General features: G+C 73.0%; 19 protein-coding genes. 12 read left to right on the top strand and 7 right to left on the bottom strand.

Going from position 1 to position 17,585, the window contains the following annotated elements; genetic code table 11:
- Positions 1-91: 91 nt before the first annotated feature.
- On the top strand, positions 92-406 hold the full coding sequence (locus tag ACFVIU_RS24625; protein WP_385845089.1) for a hypothetical protein: 315 nt from the start codon (positions 92-94) through the stop codon (positions 404-406).
- A gap of 46 nt (positions 407-452) precedes the next feature.
- On the opposite strand, the gene ACFVIU_RS24620 is transcribed toward ACFVIU_RS24625, so the two are convergent.
- A complete protein-coding gene (locus ACFVIU_RS24620) occupies positions 453-1,622 on the bottom strand; it encodes a winged helix DNA-binding domain-containing protein (RefSeq protein WP_385845088.1) in 1,170 nt (389 codons plus the stop codon).
- Positions 1,623-1,786: 164 nt separating this feature from the next.
- On the opposite strand from ACFVIU_RS24620, the gene ACFVIU_RS24615 reads away from it, so the two are divergent.
- The gene (locus ACFVIU_RS24615; protein WP_385845087.1) at positions 1,787-3,130 is read left to right on the top strand and encodes a DUF2252 domain-containing protein; all 1,344 of its coding nucleotides are present in this window, start codon (positions 1,787-1,789) and stop codon (positions 3,128-3,130) included.
- A gap of 182 nt (positions 3,131-3,312) precedes the next feature.
- Positions 3,313-3,615, top strand: a complete 303-nt coding sequence (locus ACFVIU_RS24610; protein ID WP_385845085.1) for a hypothetical protein — start codon at positions 3,313-3,315, stop codon at positions 3,613-3,615.
- Between the two features lie 16 nt (positions 3,616-3,631).
- On the opposite strand, the gene ACFVIU_RS24605 is transcribed toward ACFVIU_RS24610, so the two are convergent.
- The 4 genes from ACFVIU_RS24605 to ACFVIU_RS24590 all read right to left on the bottom strand — a co-directional run bounded on the left by ACFVIU_RS24605 (position 3,632) and on the right by ACFVIU_RS24590 (position 6,399).
- Entirely contained in the window at positions 3,632-4,216 is a 585-nt protein-coding gene (locus tag ACFVIU_RS24605; RefSeq protein WP_385845083.1) for a hypothetical protein, read from the bottom strand.
- Between the two features lie 32 nt (positions 4,217-4,248).
- The gene (htpX, locus tag ACFVIU_RS24600; protein ID WP_385845082.1) at positions 4,249-5,169 is read right to left on the bottom strand and encodes a zinc metalloprotease HtpX; all 921 of its coding nucleotides are present in this window, start codon (positions 5,167-5,169) and stop codon (positions 4,249-4,251) included.
- Between the two features lie 271 nt (positions 5,170-5,440).
- On the bottom strand, positions 5,441-5,698 hold the full coding sequence (locus ACFVIU_RS24595) for a hypothetical protein (RefSeq protein WP_385845080.1): 258 nt from the start codon (positions 5,696-5,698) through the stop codon (positions 5,441-5,443).
- Positions 5,699-5,808: 110 nt separating this feature from the next.
- A complete protein-coding gene (locus tag ACFVIU_RS24590) occupies positions 5,809-6,399 on the bottom strand; it encodes a cysteine hydrolase family protein (RefSeq protein ID WP_385845079.1) in 591 nt (196 codons plus the stop codon).
- An 83-nt stretch (positions 6,400-6,482) separates the two neighbouring features.
- Here ACFVIU_RS24590 and ACFVIU_RS24585 point away from each other — a divergent pair, with 83 nt between their 5' ends.
- Positions 6,483-7,469: a GlxA family transcriptional regulator gene (locus ACFVIU_RS24585; RefSeq protein ID WP_385845077.1), complete on the top strand. Its 987-nt coding sequence runs from the start codon at positions 6,483-6,485 to the stop codon at positions 7,467-7,469.
- A gap of 78 nt (positions 7,470-7,547) precedes the next feature.
- Here ACFVIU_RS24585 and glnA read toward each other — a convergent pair whose 3' ends face one another.
- A complete protein-coding gene (glnA, locus tag ACFVIU_RS24580; protein WP_385845075.1) occupies positions 7,548-8,957 on the bottom strand; it encodes a type I glutamate--ammonia ligase in 1,410 nt (469 codons plus the stop codon).
- 209 nt (positions 8,958-9,166) lie between these two features.
- Between glnA and ACFVIU_RS24575 the strand changes: the two genes are divergently transcribed.
- Positions 9,167-9,634 carry an RDD family protein gene (locus ACFVIU_RS24575; RefSeq protein ID WP_385845074.1) on the top strand — a complete coding sequence of 156 codons (468 nt, stop codon included), beginning with the start codon at positions 9,167-9,169 and terminating at the stop codon, positions 9,632-9,634.
- Positions 9,635-10,585: 951 nt separating this feature from the next.
- On the opposite strand, the gene ACFVIU_RS24570 is transcribed toward ACFVIU_RS24575, so the two are convergent.
- Positions 10,586-12,229 (bottom strand): FAD-dependent oxidoreductase, encoded by a 1,644-nt coding sequence (locus tag ACFVIU_RS24570; RefSeq protein WP_385845072.1) that lies wholly within the window; start codon positions 12,227-12,229, stop codon positions 10,586-10,588.
- 225 nt (positions 12,230-12,454) lie between these two features.
- On the opposite strand from ACFVIU_RS24570, the gene ACFVIU_RS24565 reads away from it, so the two are divergent.
- The 7 genes from ACFVIU_RS24565 to ACFVIU_RS24535 form a co-directional block, all read left to right on the top strand.
- A complete protein-coding gene (locus ACFVIU_RS24565; RefSeq protein ID WP_385845071.1) occupies positions 12,455-13,528 on the top strand; it encodes a SchA/CurD-like domain-containing protein in 1,074 nt (357 codons plus the stop codon).
- Between the two features lie 34 nt (positions 13,529-13,562).
- Positions 13,563-13,979: a cupin domain-containing protein gene (locus ACFVIU_RS24560; protein WP_385845069.1), complete on the top strand. Its 417-nt coding sequence runs from the start codon at positions 13,563-13,565 to the stop codon at positions 13,977-13,979.
- Positions 13,976-15,244, top strand: coding sequence for a beta-ketoacyl-[acyl-carrier-protein] synthase family protein (locus ACFVIU_RS24555; RefSeq protein ID WP_385845068.1), 1,269 nt, complete (start codon positions 13,976-13,978; stop codon positions 15,242-15,244). The genes ACFVIU_RS24560 and ACFVIU_RS24555 overlap by 4 nt, the downstream gene beginning before the upstream one ends.
- A complete protein-coding gene (locus tag ACFVIU_RS24550) occupies positions 15,241-16,515 on the top strand; it encodes a beta-ketoacyl synthase N-terminal-like domain-containing protein (protein ID WP_385845066.1) in 1,275 nt (424 codons plus the stop codon). Before ACFVIU_RS24555 ends, ACFVIU_RS24550 begins: the two co-directional genes overlap by 4 nt.
- A complete protein-coding gene (locus ACFVIU_RS24545; protein ID WP_385845064.1) occupies positions 16,512-16,769 on the top strand; it encodes an acyl carrier protein in 258 nt (85 codons plus the stop codon). Before ACFVIU_RS24550 ends, ACFVIU_RS24545 begins: the two co-directional genes overlap by 4 nt.
- A 1-nt stretch (position 16,770) precedes the next feature.
- Positions 16,771-17,253: an SRPBCC family protein gene (locus tag ACFVIU_RS24540; RefSeq protein ID WP_385845063.1), complete on the top strand. Its 483-nt coding sequence runs from the start codon at positions 16,771-16,773 to the stop codon at positions 17,251-17,253.
- Positions 17,254-17,276: 23 nt separating this feature from the next.
- Positions 17,277-17,585, top strand: a 309-nt coding sequence (locus ACFVIU_RS24535; protein ID WP_385845062.1) for a TcmI family type II polyketide cyclase, incomplete at its 3' end; no start/stop codon positions are given.

Raw genomic sequence — 17,585 nt, 5'->3', positions numbered from 1 at the left:
CGTTGTCAGTGCCCGGCAGTAGAATGGAGGCAGTGTTCGAGGGGGTCACCGGAACCCTGGACGGCCCCCTGACCGCGACAGGAGGATGCCTGTGCCCGCTGCCGCTCTGAAGCCGAAGCCCTTGCCGACCCAGTCCACCGCCAAGCGTTCCGTGCTGTTCGACTCGCCGTACGAGCCCGTGGTGAAGCGGCCGCTGCCGGCCGGACGGCCGCGCGACTGGTACGTCACGCACAACCGGCGGCTGAAGGCCATGCGCCTCGCCATAGCCCTGCTCGACTCCGGTGTCTACGCGCCGAACCAGGCGGGAGACGAGGCGATCCGCAGCACCGCCGAGCGGATCGGTGTGCATCCGCCGTCCGCCACCACCTGCCACATGGTGCGCGCCCTGCTGCGCTACAGCCGATGAGGTACGGCGCCGGACGCCCCGTGACCCGGGGCGCCCGGCGCCGGTCTCAGGCCGACAACTCCCGCTCCAGCGGCGTCCGGAAACGCGGGATGATCCGCGTCGCCCCCACCCAGGCCCGCAACCGCTCCGCCTCCCGCGCGATCGCCGCCTCGCCCTCCGCGCCGACGCCGTCCGCGAGGATCCGCCACACGACCTCCCCGTCCGCGCGCCGGGCCCAGCCGCCCACCACCCGGCCGTTCCACCACACCGTCGGCCCCACGTTCCCGCTGCGGTCGAACAGCTGCGGCCGCAGGCCCGGTTCGAGGTACCAGTCCCGCTGCTGCCAGCCCATGGCCGTCGGGTCGAGAGCCGGCAGCAGCGCCGCCCACGGCTCTTCCGGGGCCTGCACCGGGTCCGTGTCGCCGTCCGCCACATAGCCCGTGCCCTCCGCCAGCGACACCTCACGCGCCCCGATCGCCGTCAGCGCCCCGCGGACCTCGCTCACCCGCCACCCCGTCCACCACTTCAGATCCGCCTCGGTGGCCGGGCCGCAGGCTCGCAGCCAGCGCTCCAGCAGCCGCGCCCGGGCCACACCGCCGTCCAGCTCCGGATGCGGCGGGGCCGGCGCCCAGCGGAACTGCCCGGAGGTCCAGGAGCCGAGCGGCCGCCCGCGGACGACCTTGCCCTCGACCCCGAGCACGCGCAGCAGCCGCGAACACACCGTGTGCACGCCCTCGTAGCTCTTGCCCGCGCCGTACACGAACTGCTCGCGCAGCCGCGGCTCGTCCGCCGACAGCTCCGCCGCGGTCGCCTGGCCCCGCCGCTCCAGCGCGGCCAGCGTCGCCTTCTCCACCTCCGCCAGCCAGTCCGCGTCCGGGGCGCCCGCCCGGGCCATGTCCCGGAGCAGGTGCGCCCGCTCCCGCGCGGCCACCGCCAGCCCCGTCGAAGCGTGCACGACCGCCGTCAGCTCGGCCGGGAACACGAACACGGTGTGCCGCATGCCGTGCATCCGGACCAGCGTGCGGTCCTCGTACAGCGCCCGCTCCGTCTCCGGGACCGTCCGCGCCGGGTCGGCCAGGCGCGCGGCCAGCGCCAGATACACCGTCGCCGGGTCCGTGCCGTGCAGGGCCACCAGCGCGCCGGCGACCTCCTCCGGCCGCGCCGCCCGGACCGCCCCCGCCAGCCGGTGCCGCACCGCCAGCCGGGCCCGCCGCTCCTCCACGCCGATGTGCCGCATGCCGCCATCCCCTCACGCCGATCCCTGTCTGCATGGTCGCGCACCGCACTGACAGCGGCCCCGGTCTCCCGTCACCTGTTCGGCGTAATCCGCGTGCGGCCGGCTCCTCCCGCGCCTTCACTGCGAGCAGGAGCTGCGCGGGAGGAGCCGAGGGAGGCCGCCGTATGAGTACTCCGGAGGACCGCGCCCGGCGCGGCAAGGAGGCCCGCAAGCGCGTCGCCCGTTCCGCGCACGCCCTCTGGCTGCCGTCCGCCGAGCGCCCCGACCCGGTCGCCGTACTGGAACGGCAGGGCCGCGACCGGCTCCCGGAGCTGCTGCCCGTGCGGTACGGCCGGATGGCCGCCTCCCCGCTCGCCTTCCTGTGCGGCGCCGCGGCGGTGATGGCCGCCGACCTGGCCGCCGCCCCGCACACCGGTCTCACCGTGCAGCTGTGCGGCGACGCCCATCTGCTGAACTTCGGCCTGTACACCGCCCCCGACCGCACCCTCCTGTTCGACCTGGACGACTTCGACGAGACCTTCCCCGGCCCCTTCGAATGGGACGTGAAGCGGCTCGCCGCCAGCGTCGCCGTCGCGGCCCTGGAGAACGGCCACGGCAAGGGCGCCGCGCGCACCGCCGCCCGGGCCGCCTGCGCCGGCTACCGCACGACCGTCCGCCGGCTGGCCGGACTCGGCGAACTGGCCGTCTGGCACGAGCGGATCGACACGGCGAGCCTGCGCCCCCTGGTCCGCTCCGGACGGCGCCGGGCGCGGGCCGGGGCCACGCTCACCCGGGCCCGCCGCCGCACCCACCTGCCGGCCCTCGGCAAACTCACCGAGCTGGTGGACGGGCGGTGCCGGATCATCCACGACCCGCCGCTGCTGGAGCCCGCCGGTGCCCCGGACACCGCCTCCCTGCGCAAGCTCTTCAGCGACTACCGCTCCACCCTCCCCGAGGAGCGCCGCAGCCTCCTCGACCGCTACCGCTTCGCCGACGCCGCCCGCGAGGTCGTCGGCGTCGGCAGCGTCGGCATGCGCTGCTTCCTCGTGCTGCTCGCCGGACGGGACGCGGGCGACCCGCTGTTCCTGCGGATCAGGGAGGCGCGGACCTCGGTGCTGGAGGAGCATCTGCCGAGCGGGCCGTACGTCCACCCCGGGGACCGGGTCGTCGCCGGGCAGCGGCTGCTCCAGGCCGGTGCCGACCTCTTCCTCGGCGCCGCCACCGGCCCCCAGGGCCGCGCCTTCTACTGGCGGCACCTGCGCCAGGCCAAGGGCGGCGCGGTGGACGTGGCCGGCCTGGGCCCGGCGGCCCTGGCCGGCTACGCCCGGCTGTGCGGCAGCGTCCTGGCCCGCGCGCACGCCCGCTCCGGCGACCGGGTCGCCATCGCCGCCTACCTCGGCGGCGCCGACACCTTCGACCGCTCGGTCGCCGACTTCGCCCTCGCCTACGCCGACCGGACCGCCGCCGACCACGGCACGCTCGGCGCGGCCATCGCGGCGGGCGTGGTGACGGCGGCGCCGGGCCTGTGAGGGCGGGGCCCGGCCTGTGAGGGCGCGGGACGGCGAACGCGCCGGGTAGCGACACGGGCCGTGGAATCCGGCACGGGCCGCGGAAAACCGGATGCAGCCGCGCTCCCGCTCTCCCTACGCTGAACAAACGGCACGAAGCCGACACCCTCCCCTTCCGCCACCGGCACCCAAGGAGGTCCGTCATGCGTGGCATCGTCGCGACCGGGACTGCCGTCCTGGTCATCCTCGGTATCGGAGACCATCTGTGGTGGCTCGCCGCCGTAGCGCTGCTCTATCTCTACGCCACGCACGGCCGCGGATCACCCGGCACGACCGGCACGACCGGCACGACCGGTGCGGCCCCGCCCGCGCCCGGCGCCGGTGCGCTGCCGGACAGCTACCGGGCCTACCGCGAGCGCCGCGACCGGCAGGCCCGCTGGGAGCGCCGCTACCGCCGTGAGCGCCCCTACGAGGCCCGCCGTCAGGAGCAGCAGAAGAGCAGGTGAGCCAGGGCGTCCCCGGTCACAGTCCGGGGGCGCCCCACACCGGGAACCAGCGGGCGAGGTCCGGCTCGATCCGCAGATCGTCCGCGAGCGCCGCCTTCACCTGGAGCTCCAGCGCGCTGTTCCGCCGCTGCCCGCCGCCCGGCAGCGGCGCGAAGGGATAGAAGCTCCCCCGCTTGTACAGATACACCAGCGCCAGACTGCGGCCCCCGTCGTCCCGGAACCCGGCCAGCGAGCACAGCAGCTGCGGGCCGAAGCCGTTGGCCTCCATCGAGCTGTTCACCGCGTGCAGGTCGTTGACCAGCTGCGGGAGCTGGTCGGGGGAGCGCTGGGACACCAGCCAGGAGTAGCCGTAGTCGTCCCGCCGCAGGTCCACCGGGGGACCGGTGCGCTCGGCGTCCGCGTCGAGCAGCGCCTGCACCTCCCGGTGGGTCTGCTCGAAGGCCGCGCCCTCCACCGTGGCGAAGCACACCGCCCCGCCGCCGGTCGGGGTGAAACCGGCCGCCGCCTGGAGGGTGACGGCGGCCGACGGCAGCGCGAACAGCTGGTCGAGATCGGGCGCGACCGGTTTCGTACGCCCCAGCAGGATGTCCAGCAGCCCCAACGCTCAGCCCGCCTTCCGCCGACGTGTCACGGTCATTCGCCCGCCCCGGGGACGGCCGCTTCGCCCAGCTCCGCCGAGATCCGGCCCAGCTGTGCCAGACGCTGCTCCAGGGTCGGATGGGTGGAGAAGAACCGCTCCAGCCCGGGCTCCTTGCCGGCGGCCGGGGTGAAGTAGAACGCGTTGAACGCCTGGGCGGTGCGCAGATCCTTGGTCGGGATCCGGGCGATGTCCCCGGAGACCTTGGTCAGCGCGGACGCCAGCGCCGAGGGCCGGCCGGTCAGCTGGGCGGCGGCGCGGTCGGCGGCCAGCTCCCGGTACCGGGACAGCGCCCGGATCAGCAGGAAGCTGATCGCGTACACGGCCGCGGAGACACCGAGCACGGCGGCGAACACGACGGCCGTGTTCTGGTCCCGGCGGCCTCCGCCGAACACCTGTGAGTAGAAGGCGAACCGCACGATCAGCCCCGCGATCACCCCGAGGAAGGAGGCGATCGTGATCACGGCGACGTCCTTGTGCGCCACGTGCGACAGCTCGTGCGCGAGCACGCCCTCCAGCTCGGCGGGGTCCAGCCGGCGCAGCAGCCCGGTCGTCACACAGACGACGGCGTGATCGGGATTCCGCCCGGTCGCGAACGCGTTCGGCATGTCCATCTCGGACACCGCGACCACCGGCTTGGGCATGTCCGCGATCGCGCACAGCCGGTCGACCACCGCGTGCAGCTCGGGATACTCCTCCCGCTCCACCACCCGGCCGTGCATCGCGAACATGGCGATCCGGTCGGAGAACCAGAACTGCGCCACGAACATCGCCCCGACCAGGACGACGACCAGCAACCAGGACTTCAGCAGCACGATCAGGGCAGCTACGAAGCCCACGTACAGCAACCCGAGCAGGAACAGCGTGAGACCCATGCGCATGGTCAGTCGCCGGTCGCTCCGGAAGCGGCTCTGCATTGTGCATCACCCCGCAGTCAGGCACTCGTCCCGCTGTCCAGTGTGCACCTCCGGACCGCCATGAAGCGCTCCCGATCGGCCCTAGGACCAGCAAAAGGCCGCCGGCGTGTCCCGGGCGCGGCACGAGGGGCACCCCGGCCGCCCCGGAGAAATCAACCCAGCAGCACCCGGATCCGCGCCCGCAGCCGTCCATCCGGATCTCCGAGCAGGCCGGCGGCCGAGGGCAGCCGGGGCATCGAGCACCCGCAGCCCGGCCACCGCCCGCACCCCCTCAGTACGAGGAACGCATCTGCGCGTACCCCAGCAGCACTATCACCGCGGCCACGCAGCCGAGCACCACGACCGTCGACACCCACGACGAGCGTCGCGGCCCCACCGGATCCGGGTCGGCGCGGAAGGGCGCCGGATTCGGCGGGTTCTCCTTCCACCGCGCGGCCAGCATCCGAGCCCGCGCCGAAGGCTCCTTGTGCTCAGCCGAGTTCGCCCACCTGTGGTCGAACTCGCCCTCCCAGCCGTCCAGTTCAGACATCCCCGTTCAACCTCTCTCGTCCGACAGAGTCAGGAGGGATGATCCCCCGAGAGTAGGAAGCATGGAAAGCCGGGAAGGTTGTGCGGCGCCGGTGGAGAGGGCGGCCTGGCTCAGCGCAGGGCCGTCACGGACGGTACGACCACGCCGTACAGGTCCGCGAGGGTGGCCAGGGCGCTGTGGTGGAGCTCGGGGGCCTGGACGGTGGCCACGGGGGTGGACAGGGGGCGGGTTGCGCAGGCGTCGGCGACGACCGTGGGGCGGTTGCCGCGGAGGAAGGCGCCCTGGGCGGTGAAGGTCACGCACATGTGGGTCATGAAGCCGGCGATGATCACGTCCTGGTGGCCGGCCGCGTCGACATGGGCGCCCAGGTCGGTGTCACGGAACGCGTCGGGTGCCCCCTTGACCACCACGGCCTCGCCCTCGGCGGGCGCGACGCGCGGGTGGATCCGGCCGATGTCGGCGCGGATGTCGTAGGGGGTGCCCGGGCCGCCGTCGTGTATGACGTGGACGACCCTGGCGCCGGCCTCGCGGGCCCGGGCCAGCAGCTCGGCGCCGGCGTCGAGCGCGGCCTCCCAGCCCGTCAGTTCCAGGACTCCCCGGGTGTAGGTGTTCTGGTAGTCGACCAGGATCAGCGTCGAGGCGGCCAGTGAGGCCGGGGTCGGGTCGAGGTCGTTGAGGTCGCGCAGCGTTGTCGATTCCATGCCCCTCACGCTAGGAGCGCTCCCGCTATGGCGACAATGTCGGGTGACTTGCAGATTCGGACATCGAGAAGGAGAGGGACGAGGTGGGGGAGGAGCGCGTGGTCGTCGTGCTGCTGTTCGAGGGGGTCGATCTGCTCGATGTCACCGGGCCGCCGGAGGTGTTCGCGCTGTTGCGCCGGGAGACGGAGGAGGCCGGCGGTTACCGGGTCGCGCTGGCGGCCGCGGGCCTGGACCCGGTCACCACCTCCGCCGGGGTGCGGGTGCTGCCGGACCTCACCTTCGAGCAGGCCGCCGAGGGCCCCATCGACACCCTGCTGGTGCCCGGCTCGGTCGACGTCGACGAGCACCGGCGGGTCCATGCCCGGACCGACGCGGAGGTGGTCCGGTGGGTGGGGATCCTCGCCGAACGCGCCCGGCGCATCGCCTCCGTCTGTGTGGGCGCCCACCTGCTCGCCGCCGCCGGACTGCTCGACGGCCGGCGCGCCACCACCCACTGGTCGACGGCACAGCAGCTGGCCGCCGAGCACCCGTCCGTCGAGGTCGACGCCGACCCGATCTTCATCCGCGACGGCAAGGTGTGGACCGGCGCGGGCATCACGGCCTGCCTGGACCTCTCCCTCGCCCTGGTCGCCGAGGACTTCGGCGAGACCGTCGCGCTGCGGGTCGCCCGGCAACTGGTGATGTACCTGAAGCGGCCGGGCGGCCAGAGCCAGTTCAGCGTCCCCCTCGAACCCGTCTCGACCACCCGCCGCATGGACGAGCTGCGCCGCCATGTCACCCGGCACGCCACCGGCCGGCTCACCGTCGCCGACCTCGCCGCCCACGCCCATGTCAGCGAGCGCCAGCTGACCCGCCTGTTCAAGACCGAACTGGGCACGACCCCGGCGTCGTACATCGAGTCGGCCCGGGTCGAGGCGGCCCGCAACCGGCTGGAGACCACCGACGACACCCTGGAGCGGGTGGCCGCGGCCTGCGGGTTCAACACCGTCGACACCCTCATCCGCGCCTTCCGCCGCAAGCTCGACACCACCCCGACGGAGTACCGCAGCCGGTTCCGGCACACGGGCTGAGCCGGCCGGGGCCGGCGAACGCGGCGGGGGCCGCCACCCTTGCGGATGACGGCCCCCAGAGGCGCTCGGCGGTGTCGATCACACGTCGAAGTACAGCTCGAACTCGTGCGGGTGCGGACGCAGCTGGAGCGGGGCGATCTCGTTGGTGCGCTTGAAGTCGATCCAGGTCTCGATCAGGTCGGACGTGAACACGTCGCCCTGGAGGAGGAACTCGTGGTCGGCCTCGAGCGCGTCCAGGACGGCGTTCAGCGAGGTCGGGACCTGGGCGACGTTCGCGTGCTCCTCCGGAGCCAGCTCGTACAGGTCCTTGTCGATCGGCTCGGCCGGCTCGATCTTGTTCTTGATGCCGTCCAGACCCGCGAGGAGCAGGGCCGAGAAGGCGAGGTACGGGTTGCCGGAGGAGTCGGGCGCGCGGAACTCGACACGCTTGGCCTTCGGGTTCGAACCCGTGATCGGGATACGCATGGCGGCGGAGCGGTTGCGCTGCGAGTACACCAGGTTGATCGGCGCCTCGAAGCCCGGCACCAGGCGGTGGTACGAGTTCACCGTCGGGTTGGTGAAGGCCAGCAGCGACGGGGCGTGCTTGAGGATGCCGCCGATGTAGTAGCGGGCGGTGTCCGACAGGCCCGCGTAACCGGCCTCGTCGTAGAACAGCGGGTCGCCGTTGGACCAGAGGGACTGGTGCACGTGCATGCCCGAGCCGTTGTCACCGAAGATCGGCTTCGGCATGAAGGTCGCGGTCTTGCCGTTGCGCCAGGCCACGTTCTTCACGATGTACTTGAAGAGCTGGAGGTCGTCGGCCGCGGCGAGCAGCGTGTTGAACTTGTAGTTGATCTCCGCCTGGCCGGCCGTGCCCACCTCGTGGTGCTGGCGCTCCACCTTCAGGCCGGACTTCTCCAGCTCCAGGGAGATCTCGGCACGCAGGTCGGCGAAGTGGTCGACCGGCGCGACCGGGAAGTAGCCGCCCTTGTAGCGGACCTTGTAACCGCGGTTGTTCTCCACCGCACCGGTGTTCCAGGCGCCCGCCTCGGAGTCGATGTGGTAGAAGGACTCGTTCGCGGAGGTGGCGAAGCGCACCGAGTCGAAGACGTAGAACTCCGCCTCGGGACCGAAGTAGGCGGTGTCCGCGATGCCGGTCGAGGCGAGGTAGGCCTCGGCCTTCTTCGCCACGTTGCGCGGGTCGCGGGAGTACTGCTCGCCCGTGATCGGGTCGTGGATGAAGAAGTTGATGTTGAGGGTCTTGTCGCGGCGGAACGGGTCCACGCGGGCGGTGGAGAGGTCGGCGCGCAGGGCCATGTCGGACTCGTGAATGGCCTGGAAGCCGCGGATCGACGAGCCGTCGAAGGCGAGCTCCTCGTCCGGGTCGAACGCCTCAACGGGCACCGTGAAGTGCTGCATGACGCCCGGCAGGTCGCAGAAGCGGACGTCGACGAACTTGACGTCCTCGTCCGCGATGAACTTCTTGGCCTCGTCGGCGTTCTGGAACATCCAGCTCCTCCTACTCCCGACCGTCCTCGCCGGGGTGGTAGATCGTTCGTGCGGCCAGTGCGGTGGCACACGCTGGTCTCGACCCTAGGGATGGGTGATTTCTCGGGCGTGACTCGTTTGTTTCGCAGAAGTTAACCGGCCACGCTTCCACCGTAGCCCCGGGACACCCCGCCGTACCCCGGTCATTTCGGGCACAGTACCGTGGTCGCGTGGACAACAGGCAGGCAATCGGATCGTGGCTCTCCGGGCCCCGCGCGGCCATGGAAGAGGCCGGTGCGGACTTCGGCTACCGGGGTGAGCAGCTGGGGCTCCCGGAGCAGGGGCCGAACTCGATCGCCCGGCCCGGGCGGCGGCTCGGCGCGCTGCTCGTGGACTGGGGGCTGTGTGTCTTGATCGCATACGGCCTGATCACGCACGGCAACGGCCCGGCTACCAGCAACTGGGCACTGGGCATCTTCTTCGTGCTGAGCGTGCTGACCGTCGGCACGGTCGGCTCCACTCCGGGTAAGCGGATCTTCGGCCTCCGGGTCGTCGCCCTGGAGACCGGCACGGTCAGCCCGCTGCGCTCCCTGTTCCGCTCGGTCCTGCTCTGCCTGGCCATCCCGGCGCTGATCTGGGACCGGGACGGGCGAGGACTCCACGACCGCCTCGCGAAAACGGTCGAGGTCCGCATCTAACACCGGCCGAGGCCAGGACCACACCGATCCGGCACCGGTCCCAGTACCGGCCGCCGACCTGCGCAGCGCCGACGCCCGGCATCGGGCCACCGGTCCGTACCTGCACCGGTCTCCACGGCCGGGACCCGCACGTCGGCCACCGGTCCGGACCCGTGCCGGTCGGCCACTGCGCCCGGACTCCCGCTGGTCGGCGACCCGCCCGGCGTCGGCCCAGGTCCCGGGCGCCTGCGCCGATCCCGCTTCAGCCCCTGCCGCACCGTCCCCCGAAGCTCGGCCTCCCGCATCCGCCGACGCCGCCTGCGCTCTCATGGGTCGGCCCCGGTCCAGACCCGCACACCGGCCACCGGTCCGGACCCGCACCGGCCGGGACCCGCATACCGGCCCCCGGCCGGAACCGTAGCGGTCGGCCCCCGGCCCGACCCCGCACCGGTCGGCCCCCGGCCCGACCCCGCACCGGTCGGCCCCCGGCCCGACCCCGCACCGGTCGGCCCCCGGCCCGACCCCGCACCGGTCGGCCACCGGCCCGACCCCGCACCGGTCGGCCCCCGGACAGAACCCGCACGGGTCGGCCACCGGGCTCGGACTCCCGCTGGTCGGCGACCCATCCGGTGTCGGCCCGGCCCCCGCACCCTCTCCGCGTCGGCCCGGCCCCCGCACCCACCCCGCGTCAGCCCCTGTCGCACCGTCCGCCGAAGGTCGGCCTCCCGCATCCGCTGACGCACACCGGCCACGGGCCGGATCTGCACCGGTCGGCCACCGGCCGGGGCCCGCACCGGCCGACCACCGGCCCGCCCCCGCACCGGCCGGTCACCGGCCCCCCCGGCCGGCCGGCGACCCACCCGGCGCCGGCCTGACCCCCGCGCGCGCCGCACCCACCCCGCCTCAGCCCCGCCCCAACCCCACCCCGCCTCAGCCCCGCCTCAACCCCACCCCAGCCCCACCCCAGCCCCCTCACCCCAACCCCAGCACCTCCCGCACCACTCCCCGCAGCTCGGCCTCCGCGTCCGTCGGGGCGTCCTGCGTCCGCCAGGCCACGAAGCCGTCCGGGCGGATCAGTACCGCGCCGTCGGCCGTCGTGCCGTGGGACTCGGTCCAGTCGGTGTCGCAGTGCAGGTCGGCGTCCGGAGCGGTGGCGGGGCCGATTCGGTAGGGCTCCAGACGTACCCCGTCCGTCTGGGCGGTCCGGTGCGCCGCCCGCTGCCACTCCGCGCCCGCCGGGGTCGACGCGTCGCTGAGCAGGACCAGTGACCGCTCGTACAGGTCCAGGGTGGACAGGCGGTCGCCCGCGCGGTGCAGCCACAGGTGGGGGGCGCGGGTGCCCGGCTCGCCGGACAGGCTGAGGCCCTCGGGGACGACGGGCTGGGACCGGTCGGCGCCGACGACCGCGCCGTCCGGGTAGCGGTGGCCGAGGACGACGTTGAGGATGCCGCCGCGTCTGCCGCCGCCGATGCCGGGGGCCGGGGCGAAGCCCGGGTGGCTGTGTTCCACCGAGCGGGCCGAGGCACGGGCGCTGGTGGCGAGGGCGACCGGGCGGCGCTCGGCGTCGTAACTGCCGAGCAGGCCGGGGCCGGCCCAGCCGTCGACGACGGCGGCGAGCTTCCAGGCCAGGTTGTGGGCGTCCTGGATGCCGGTGTTGGAGCCGAACGCGCCGGTCGGGGACATCTCGTGGGCGGAGTCGCCGGCCAGGAAGACCCGCCCGTCGGCGTAGGCCGCGGCGACCCGTTCGGCGGCGCGCCAGGACGCCTTGCCGGTGATCTCCACGTCGAGGTCGGGGACACCGACGGCGCGGCGGATGTGCCGGCGCAGCCGTTCCTCGGTGAACTCGTCCAGCGTCTCGCCGTGCTCGGGGTGCCAGGGGGCGTGGAAGACCCAGCGCTCCTTGTTGTCGACGGGCAGCAGGGCGCCGTCCGCCTCCGGGTCGGTGAGGTAGCAGCAGATGAAGCGGCGGTCGCCCACCACGTCGGCGAGGAGCTTGGAGCGGAAGGTGACGCTCACGTTGGCGAACAGGTCGCCGGGGCCGGTCTGGCCGATGCCGAGCCGGTTGCGCACCGGGCTGCGCGGGCCGTCGGCCGCGACCAGGTAGTCGGCACGGACGGTGTAGAGCCGGTCGGAGTCGCGGTCGCGGACGTACGCCGTCACTCCTTCGGGGTCCTGCGCGAAGGATTCCAGCTCGTGGAAGTAGCGCAGGTCGCCGCCGAGTGCGCGGGCGCCGCTCAGCAGCACCGGCTCCAGGTCGTTCTGGCTGCACAGGCACCAGCTGGTCGGGCTGAACCGGGCCAGGCCGCCGCCCGGGTCGATCTCCCGGAACAGCCATTCGCCGGCGTCGCCGACCAGCGTCGGGGTCTGGAGGATGCCGTGGTTGTCCGCGAGGAGCGAGGCCGCCTCCTTGATCGCCGGCTCGATGCCGGCCACCCGGAAGAGTTCCATCGTGCGGACGTTGTTGCCGCGGCCACGCGGGTGGATCGAGGTGCCGGAGTGCCGCTCGACGAGCATGTGGCGGACGCCTAGACGGCCCAGGAAGAGGGACATGGACAGGCCGACCAGGGAACCGCCCACGATGAGGACGGGCACCTGGTGATCGGCTTTCTGCTGCATCGGTGGCTCCAGGGGCAGGGGTCGGGCGGTGGGGCTCGTTGCAGGTTCCATGCCCGGTGCGGGGCCCGGTGCGGGGCCCCCGGCGGGCTCAATCACCCGCCTGGTTCACGCGAGTCGCGCGCCGTCCGCGACCGGAACACGATCAAAAAGCGCTGACGTCGCGTCATCGGCGACGGCGCTGAAGCCTCTGCCCGCCCGGGCCCCCGTGAAGGAGATGTGCGACCCATGACGACCACCTCGGAAAAGGCCTCGGATCAGCTGACGCGACAGATGACGAAACGGGTCTCCCAGTCCGTCTTCGACGGCTCCCGCCTCCGGGTCGTCCTGCTGGTGGACGTGTACGACGGCGCCCAGCAGCAGTTCCTGGAGGCCTACGAGCAGCTGTGCAACCAGGTCGCGTCCGTGCCCGGCCATGTCAGCGACCAGCTGTGCCAGTCCATCGAGAACCCCTCCCAGTGGCTGATCACCAGCGAGTGGGAGAGCGCCCCGCCGTTCCTCAACTGGGTGAACAGCGAGGAGCACGTGCGGATGGTGGAGCCTCTGCACTCCTGCGTCCGCGACACCCGCTCGCTGCGCTTCCACATCGTCCGGGAGACCGGCACGGAGGCGGCGGCCGGGACCGCGCAGCCGCAGCGCCGGCTCCAGGCGTCCCCGCGGATCGGTGACGGAGTGATCCGGCACGCGCTCACCTTCACCGTCCGGCCGGGCAGCGAGGACCGGGTCGCGAAGATCCTCGCGGACTACGCCTCGCCCGAGCCGCGGGTCGACGAGACCACCCGGCTGTGCCGCACCTCGCTGTTCATGCACGGCAACCGGGTGGTACGGGCCATCGAGGTGCGCGGCGACCTGCTCGCGGCGCTGCGGCACGTGGCCCGGCAGCCCGAGGTACGGGCCGTCGAGGAGGCCATCAACCCGTATCTGGAGCAGGAGCGCGACCTCAACGACCAGGAGTCCGCGCGGGTGTTCTTCACCCGGGCGGCGCTGCCCGCCGTGCACCACGTCACCGCCGACGAGCTGGCCGAGGGCGAGCGGCACGCGCTGTACTACCCGGCCCGCCCGGACCGCGGGATGGAGCTGGCCGAGCTGCTCGCGCAGACCGACGAGGCGGCGGCGGACGACCCGGCCAGCCCGGTGCTGCGCAGCACGATCTTCCAGCGGGACGACGTCGTCGTACGGCTCATCGACCTGCGCCCCGGCGCGGACGCGGACCACGCCGCGGCGGCCGCCCCGGCCGGCCTGCTGGCCGGTGCCGCCGTCCGCATGCAGCTCATCACCGACCGCCGCTCCCCGGACGCCTGAACCGCCAAGCCGCACCACACCACGGAGGTACGTCGTGATCAAACCCCTTCCGAAGATCGTGCACCTCAGCGAGGTCGAGCCCAACACCCGGCGCGGCGGCGATCTGCGCGCCATGCTCACCCCGGCCACGGTCGGCTCCACCAGCGGTTTCATGGGTGTGGCCATCGTGCAGCCGGGAGACCGCATCGGCGAGCACTACCACCCGTACTCCGAGGAGTTCGTGTACGTCGTCTGCGGCGAGCTGGAGGTCGACCTGGACGGCGAGCCCCATCCGCTCCGGCCGGAGCAGGGGCTGATGATCCCCATCAACATGCGGCACCGCTTCCGCAACGTGGGGAACGTGGAGGCGCGGATCGTCTTCCACCTCGGCCCGCTGGCCCCGCGGCCGAGCCTCGGCCACGTCGACACGGAGGAGACGGAGTCCGTCGCGGTGGGGCAGGTCCGGTCGTGACCCGGCGCGTGGCGGTGACCGGCATAGGCGTGGTGGCTCCGGGTGGGATCGGCGTGCCGGCGTTCTGGAACTTGCTCGCCGAAGGCCGGACCGCGACGCGCGGCATCACGTTCTTCGACCCCTCCGGACTGAGGTCGCGGATCGCGGCCGAGTGCGACTTCGACCCGGCCGCGCACGGCCTGGACGCCGAACAGGTCGAGCGGGCGGACCGGTACATACAGTTCGCCCTGGTCGCGGGCGAGGAGGCGGTCCGGGACTCCGGTCTCGACCTCGGCCGGGAGAACCCCTGGCGGGTCGCGGTGTCGCTGGGCACCGCGGTCGGCGGCACCACCCGGCTGGAGCACGACTACGTGCTGGTGAGCAGCGCCGGCCAGCGCTGGGACGTGGACCACCGCAAGGCGGAGCCCCAGCTGCACCGGGCGTTCTCGCCGAGCACCCTCGCCTCCGCGGTGGCGGAACGCTTCGGCGCCCAGGGCCCGGTGCAGACGGTCTCCACCGGCTGCACCTCCGGCCTGGACGCCGTCGGCTACGCCTTCCACACCGTCCAGGAGGGCCGGGCCGACATATGCATCGCCGGCGCCTCCGACTCCCCGATCTCCCCGATCACCATGGCCTGCTTCGACGCGATCAAGGCCACGTCCCCCCACAACGACGACCCCGCGCACGCCTCCCGCCCCTTCGACAACGACCGTGACGGCTTCGTCATGGGCGAGGGCGGCGCGGTGCTCGTCCTGGAGGAGCTGGAGCACGCCCGGGCCCGCGGTGCCCGCGTCTACTGCGAGCTGGACGGCTACGCCACCTTCGGCAACGCCTACCACATGACCGGCCTGACCAAGGAGGGCCTGGAGATGGCCCGCGCGATCGAGACCGCGCTCGACCACGCCCGCCTCGACCCGACCGCCATCGACTACGTCAACGCACACGGCTCCGGCACCCGGCAGAACGACCGCCACGAGACCGCCGCCGTGAAACGGGCTCTCGGGCAGCACGCCTACGACACCCCCATGAGCTCCATCAAGTCCATGGTGGGCCACTCCCTCGGGGCGATCGGCGCGATCGAGGTCGTCGCCTGTGTGCTGGCCCTCGCCCATCAGGTCGTCCCGCCCACCGCGAACTACGAGACCCCCGACCCCGAATGCGACCTGGACTACGTCCCGCGCGTCGCCCGCGAACGGACCCTGAACGGCGTCCTGTCCGTGGGCAGCGGCTTCGGCGGCTTCCAGTCCGCGGTGATCCTGACCCGGCCGAGAGGAAGGAAACGATGAGCGAACCCCATCCTCGGCGGGCGGTCGTCACCGGCATCGGCGTCGTCGCGCCCAACGGAACCAGCACCGAGACCTTCTGGAAATCCGTCGTGGACGGCGTCAGCGTCCTCGACAAGGTGACCCGGGAGGGCTGTGAGGAGCTGCCGCTCAAGGTGGCCGGCGAGATCCGCGGCTTCGAACCGGCGGCCGCGGTCGAGGAACGCTTCCTCGTCCAGACCGACCGTTTCACGCACTTCGCGATGGCCGCGGCCGACCTCGCGCTGGACGACGCCCGGCTCGGCCGCGCCGACACCGACGGCTCCCCGTTCGACGTGGGCGTGGTCACCGCGGCCGGCTCCGGCGGCGGCGAGTTCGGCCAGCGCGAACTCCAGCGGCTGTGGGGCAAGGGCAGCCGGTACGTCGGCCCCTACCAGTCCATCGCCTGGTTCTACGCCGCCAGCACCGGCCAGATCTCCATCCGGCGCGGCTTCAAGGGGCCCTGCTCGGTGGTCGCCGCCGACGAGGCCGGCGGCCTGGACGCCCTCGCCCACGCGGCCCGGGCCGTGCGGCGCGGCACCGACGTCATCGTGGCCGGCTCCACCGAGGCGCCGCTCGCGCCGTACTCGGTGGTGTGCCAGCTCGGCTACGACGAGCTGAGCCGGGAGGCCGACCCGGCGCGCGCCTACCGACCGTTCACCGACCAGGCCTGCGGCTTCGTACCGGCCGAGGGCGGCGCCATGCTCGTCGTGGAGGAGGCGGCCTCGGCGCGGCGCCGCGGGCTGCCCGTCCGGGCCGTCCTCGCCGGGCACACGGCGACCTTCACCGGAGCCGGCCGCTGGGACCGGTCCCGGGAGGGGCTCGCGCAGGCCATCCGCGGCGCCCTGGACGAGGCCGGCTGCGCCCCGGAGGAGATCGACGTGGTCTTCGCCGACGCCCTCGGCACCCCCGAGGCCGACCGCGCGGAGGCGCTGGCCCTTGCCGACGCGCTCGGCACGCACGCCCGGCGGGTGCCGGTCACCGCGCCCAAGACCGGGATCGGCCGCGGCTACTGCGCGGCCCCCGTCCTCGACACCGCGGCGGCGGTCCTGGCGCTGGAACACGGCCTGGTCCCGCCCACCCCGGGTGTCGTCGACACCTGCCACGACCTCGACCTCGTCACCGGCCGGGCGCGCGCCGCCGAGCTGCGCACCGCCCTGGTCCTCAGCCGGGGACTCATGGGGTCGAACGCGGCGCTCGTGCTGCGGCACGGCGCCGCCGCACCACCGGACATCAGCGAAGGAGGAAAAGCATGAGTGACCACATCACCGTGGAAGAGCTCTCCGAACTCATGAAGAAGGCCGCCGGGGTCACCGTCGCCCCGGACGAGCTGGAGCGGCGCGCCGACGCCGGCTTCGACGACCTCGGCATCGACTCGCTCGGCCTGCTCGGCATCGTCGGCGAGCTGGAGAACCGCCGCGGCACGCCCATGCCGGTCGACGCCGAGCGGTGCAAGACCCCCCGCCAGTTCCTCGACCTCGTCAACAGCGCACTGCCCGCGGGAGCCTGACATGGCCGGACACACCCAGAACGAGATCACCGTCGCCGCACCCCTGGACCTGGTGTGGGACATGACCAACGACGTGGCGAACTGGCCGAACCTCTTCACCGAGTACGCCAGCGCCGAGATCCTCTCCCAGGAGGGGAACAAGACCACCTTCCGGCTCACCATGCACCCCGACGAGAACGGCACGGTGTGGAGCTGGGTCTCGGAGCGGGAGACGGACCGTCCCCGCCTGGAGGTGCGGGCCCGCCGGGTCGAGACCGGCCCCTTCGCCTACATGAACATCCACTGGAAGTACGAGGAGGTACCGGCCGGCACCCGCATGGTGTGGACCCAGGACTTCCAGATGAAGCCGGAGGCGCCGGTCGACGACGACTGGATGACCGACAACATCAACCGGAACTCCAAGATCCAGATGGCCCTGATCCGGGACAAGATCGAGAAGGCGGCCGCCGGTCACCGGCCCGCCCCCGCCCTGGCCACCGACTGAGCCCGGACGACGAGGAGACAACCGTGCACCAGGCCCTGATCGTCGCCCGGATGGCCCCGGGCTCCGCCCCCGACATCGCCAAGGTGTTCGCCGAGTCCGACCGGGGCGAGCTGCCGCACCTCGTCGGTGTGGTGCGGCGCAGCCTCTTCCAGTTCGGCGATGTGTACATGCACCTCATCGAGTCCGAGCGCGAGCCCGGCCCGGCCATCGCCAAGGTCACCTCGCACCCCGAGTTCAAGGACGTCAGCGAGCGGCTCTCGGCGTACGTCAGCGCCTACGACCCGGAGACCTGGCGGTCCCCGAAGGACGCCATGGCGCAGCGCTTCTACCTC

The organism is Streptomyces sp. NPDC127190 (genome assembly GCF_042672505.1).
Lineage (GTDB): Bacteria > Actinomycetota > Actinomycetes > Streptomycetales > Streptomycetaceae > Streptomyces.
Note: the sequence above shows the minus strand (reverse complement) of the source record. Positions and strands in the feature narration are given on the sequence as shown.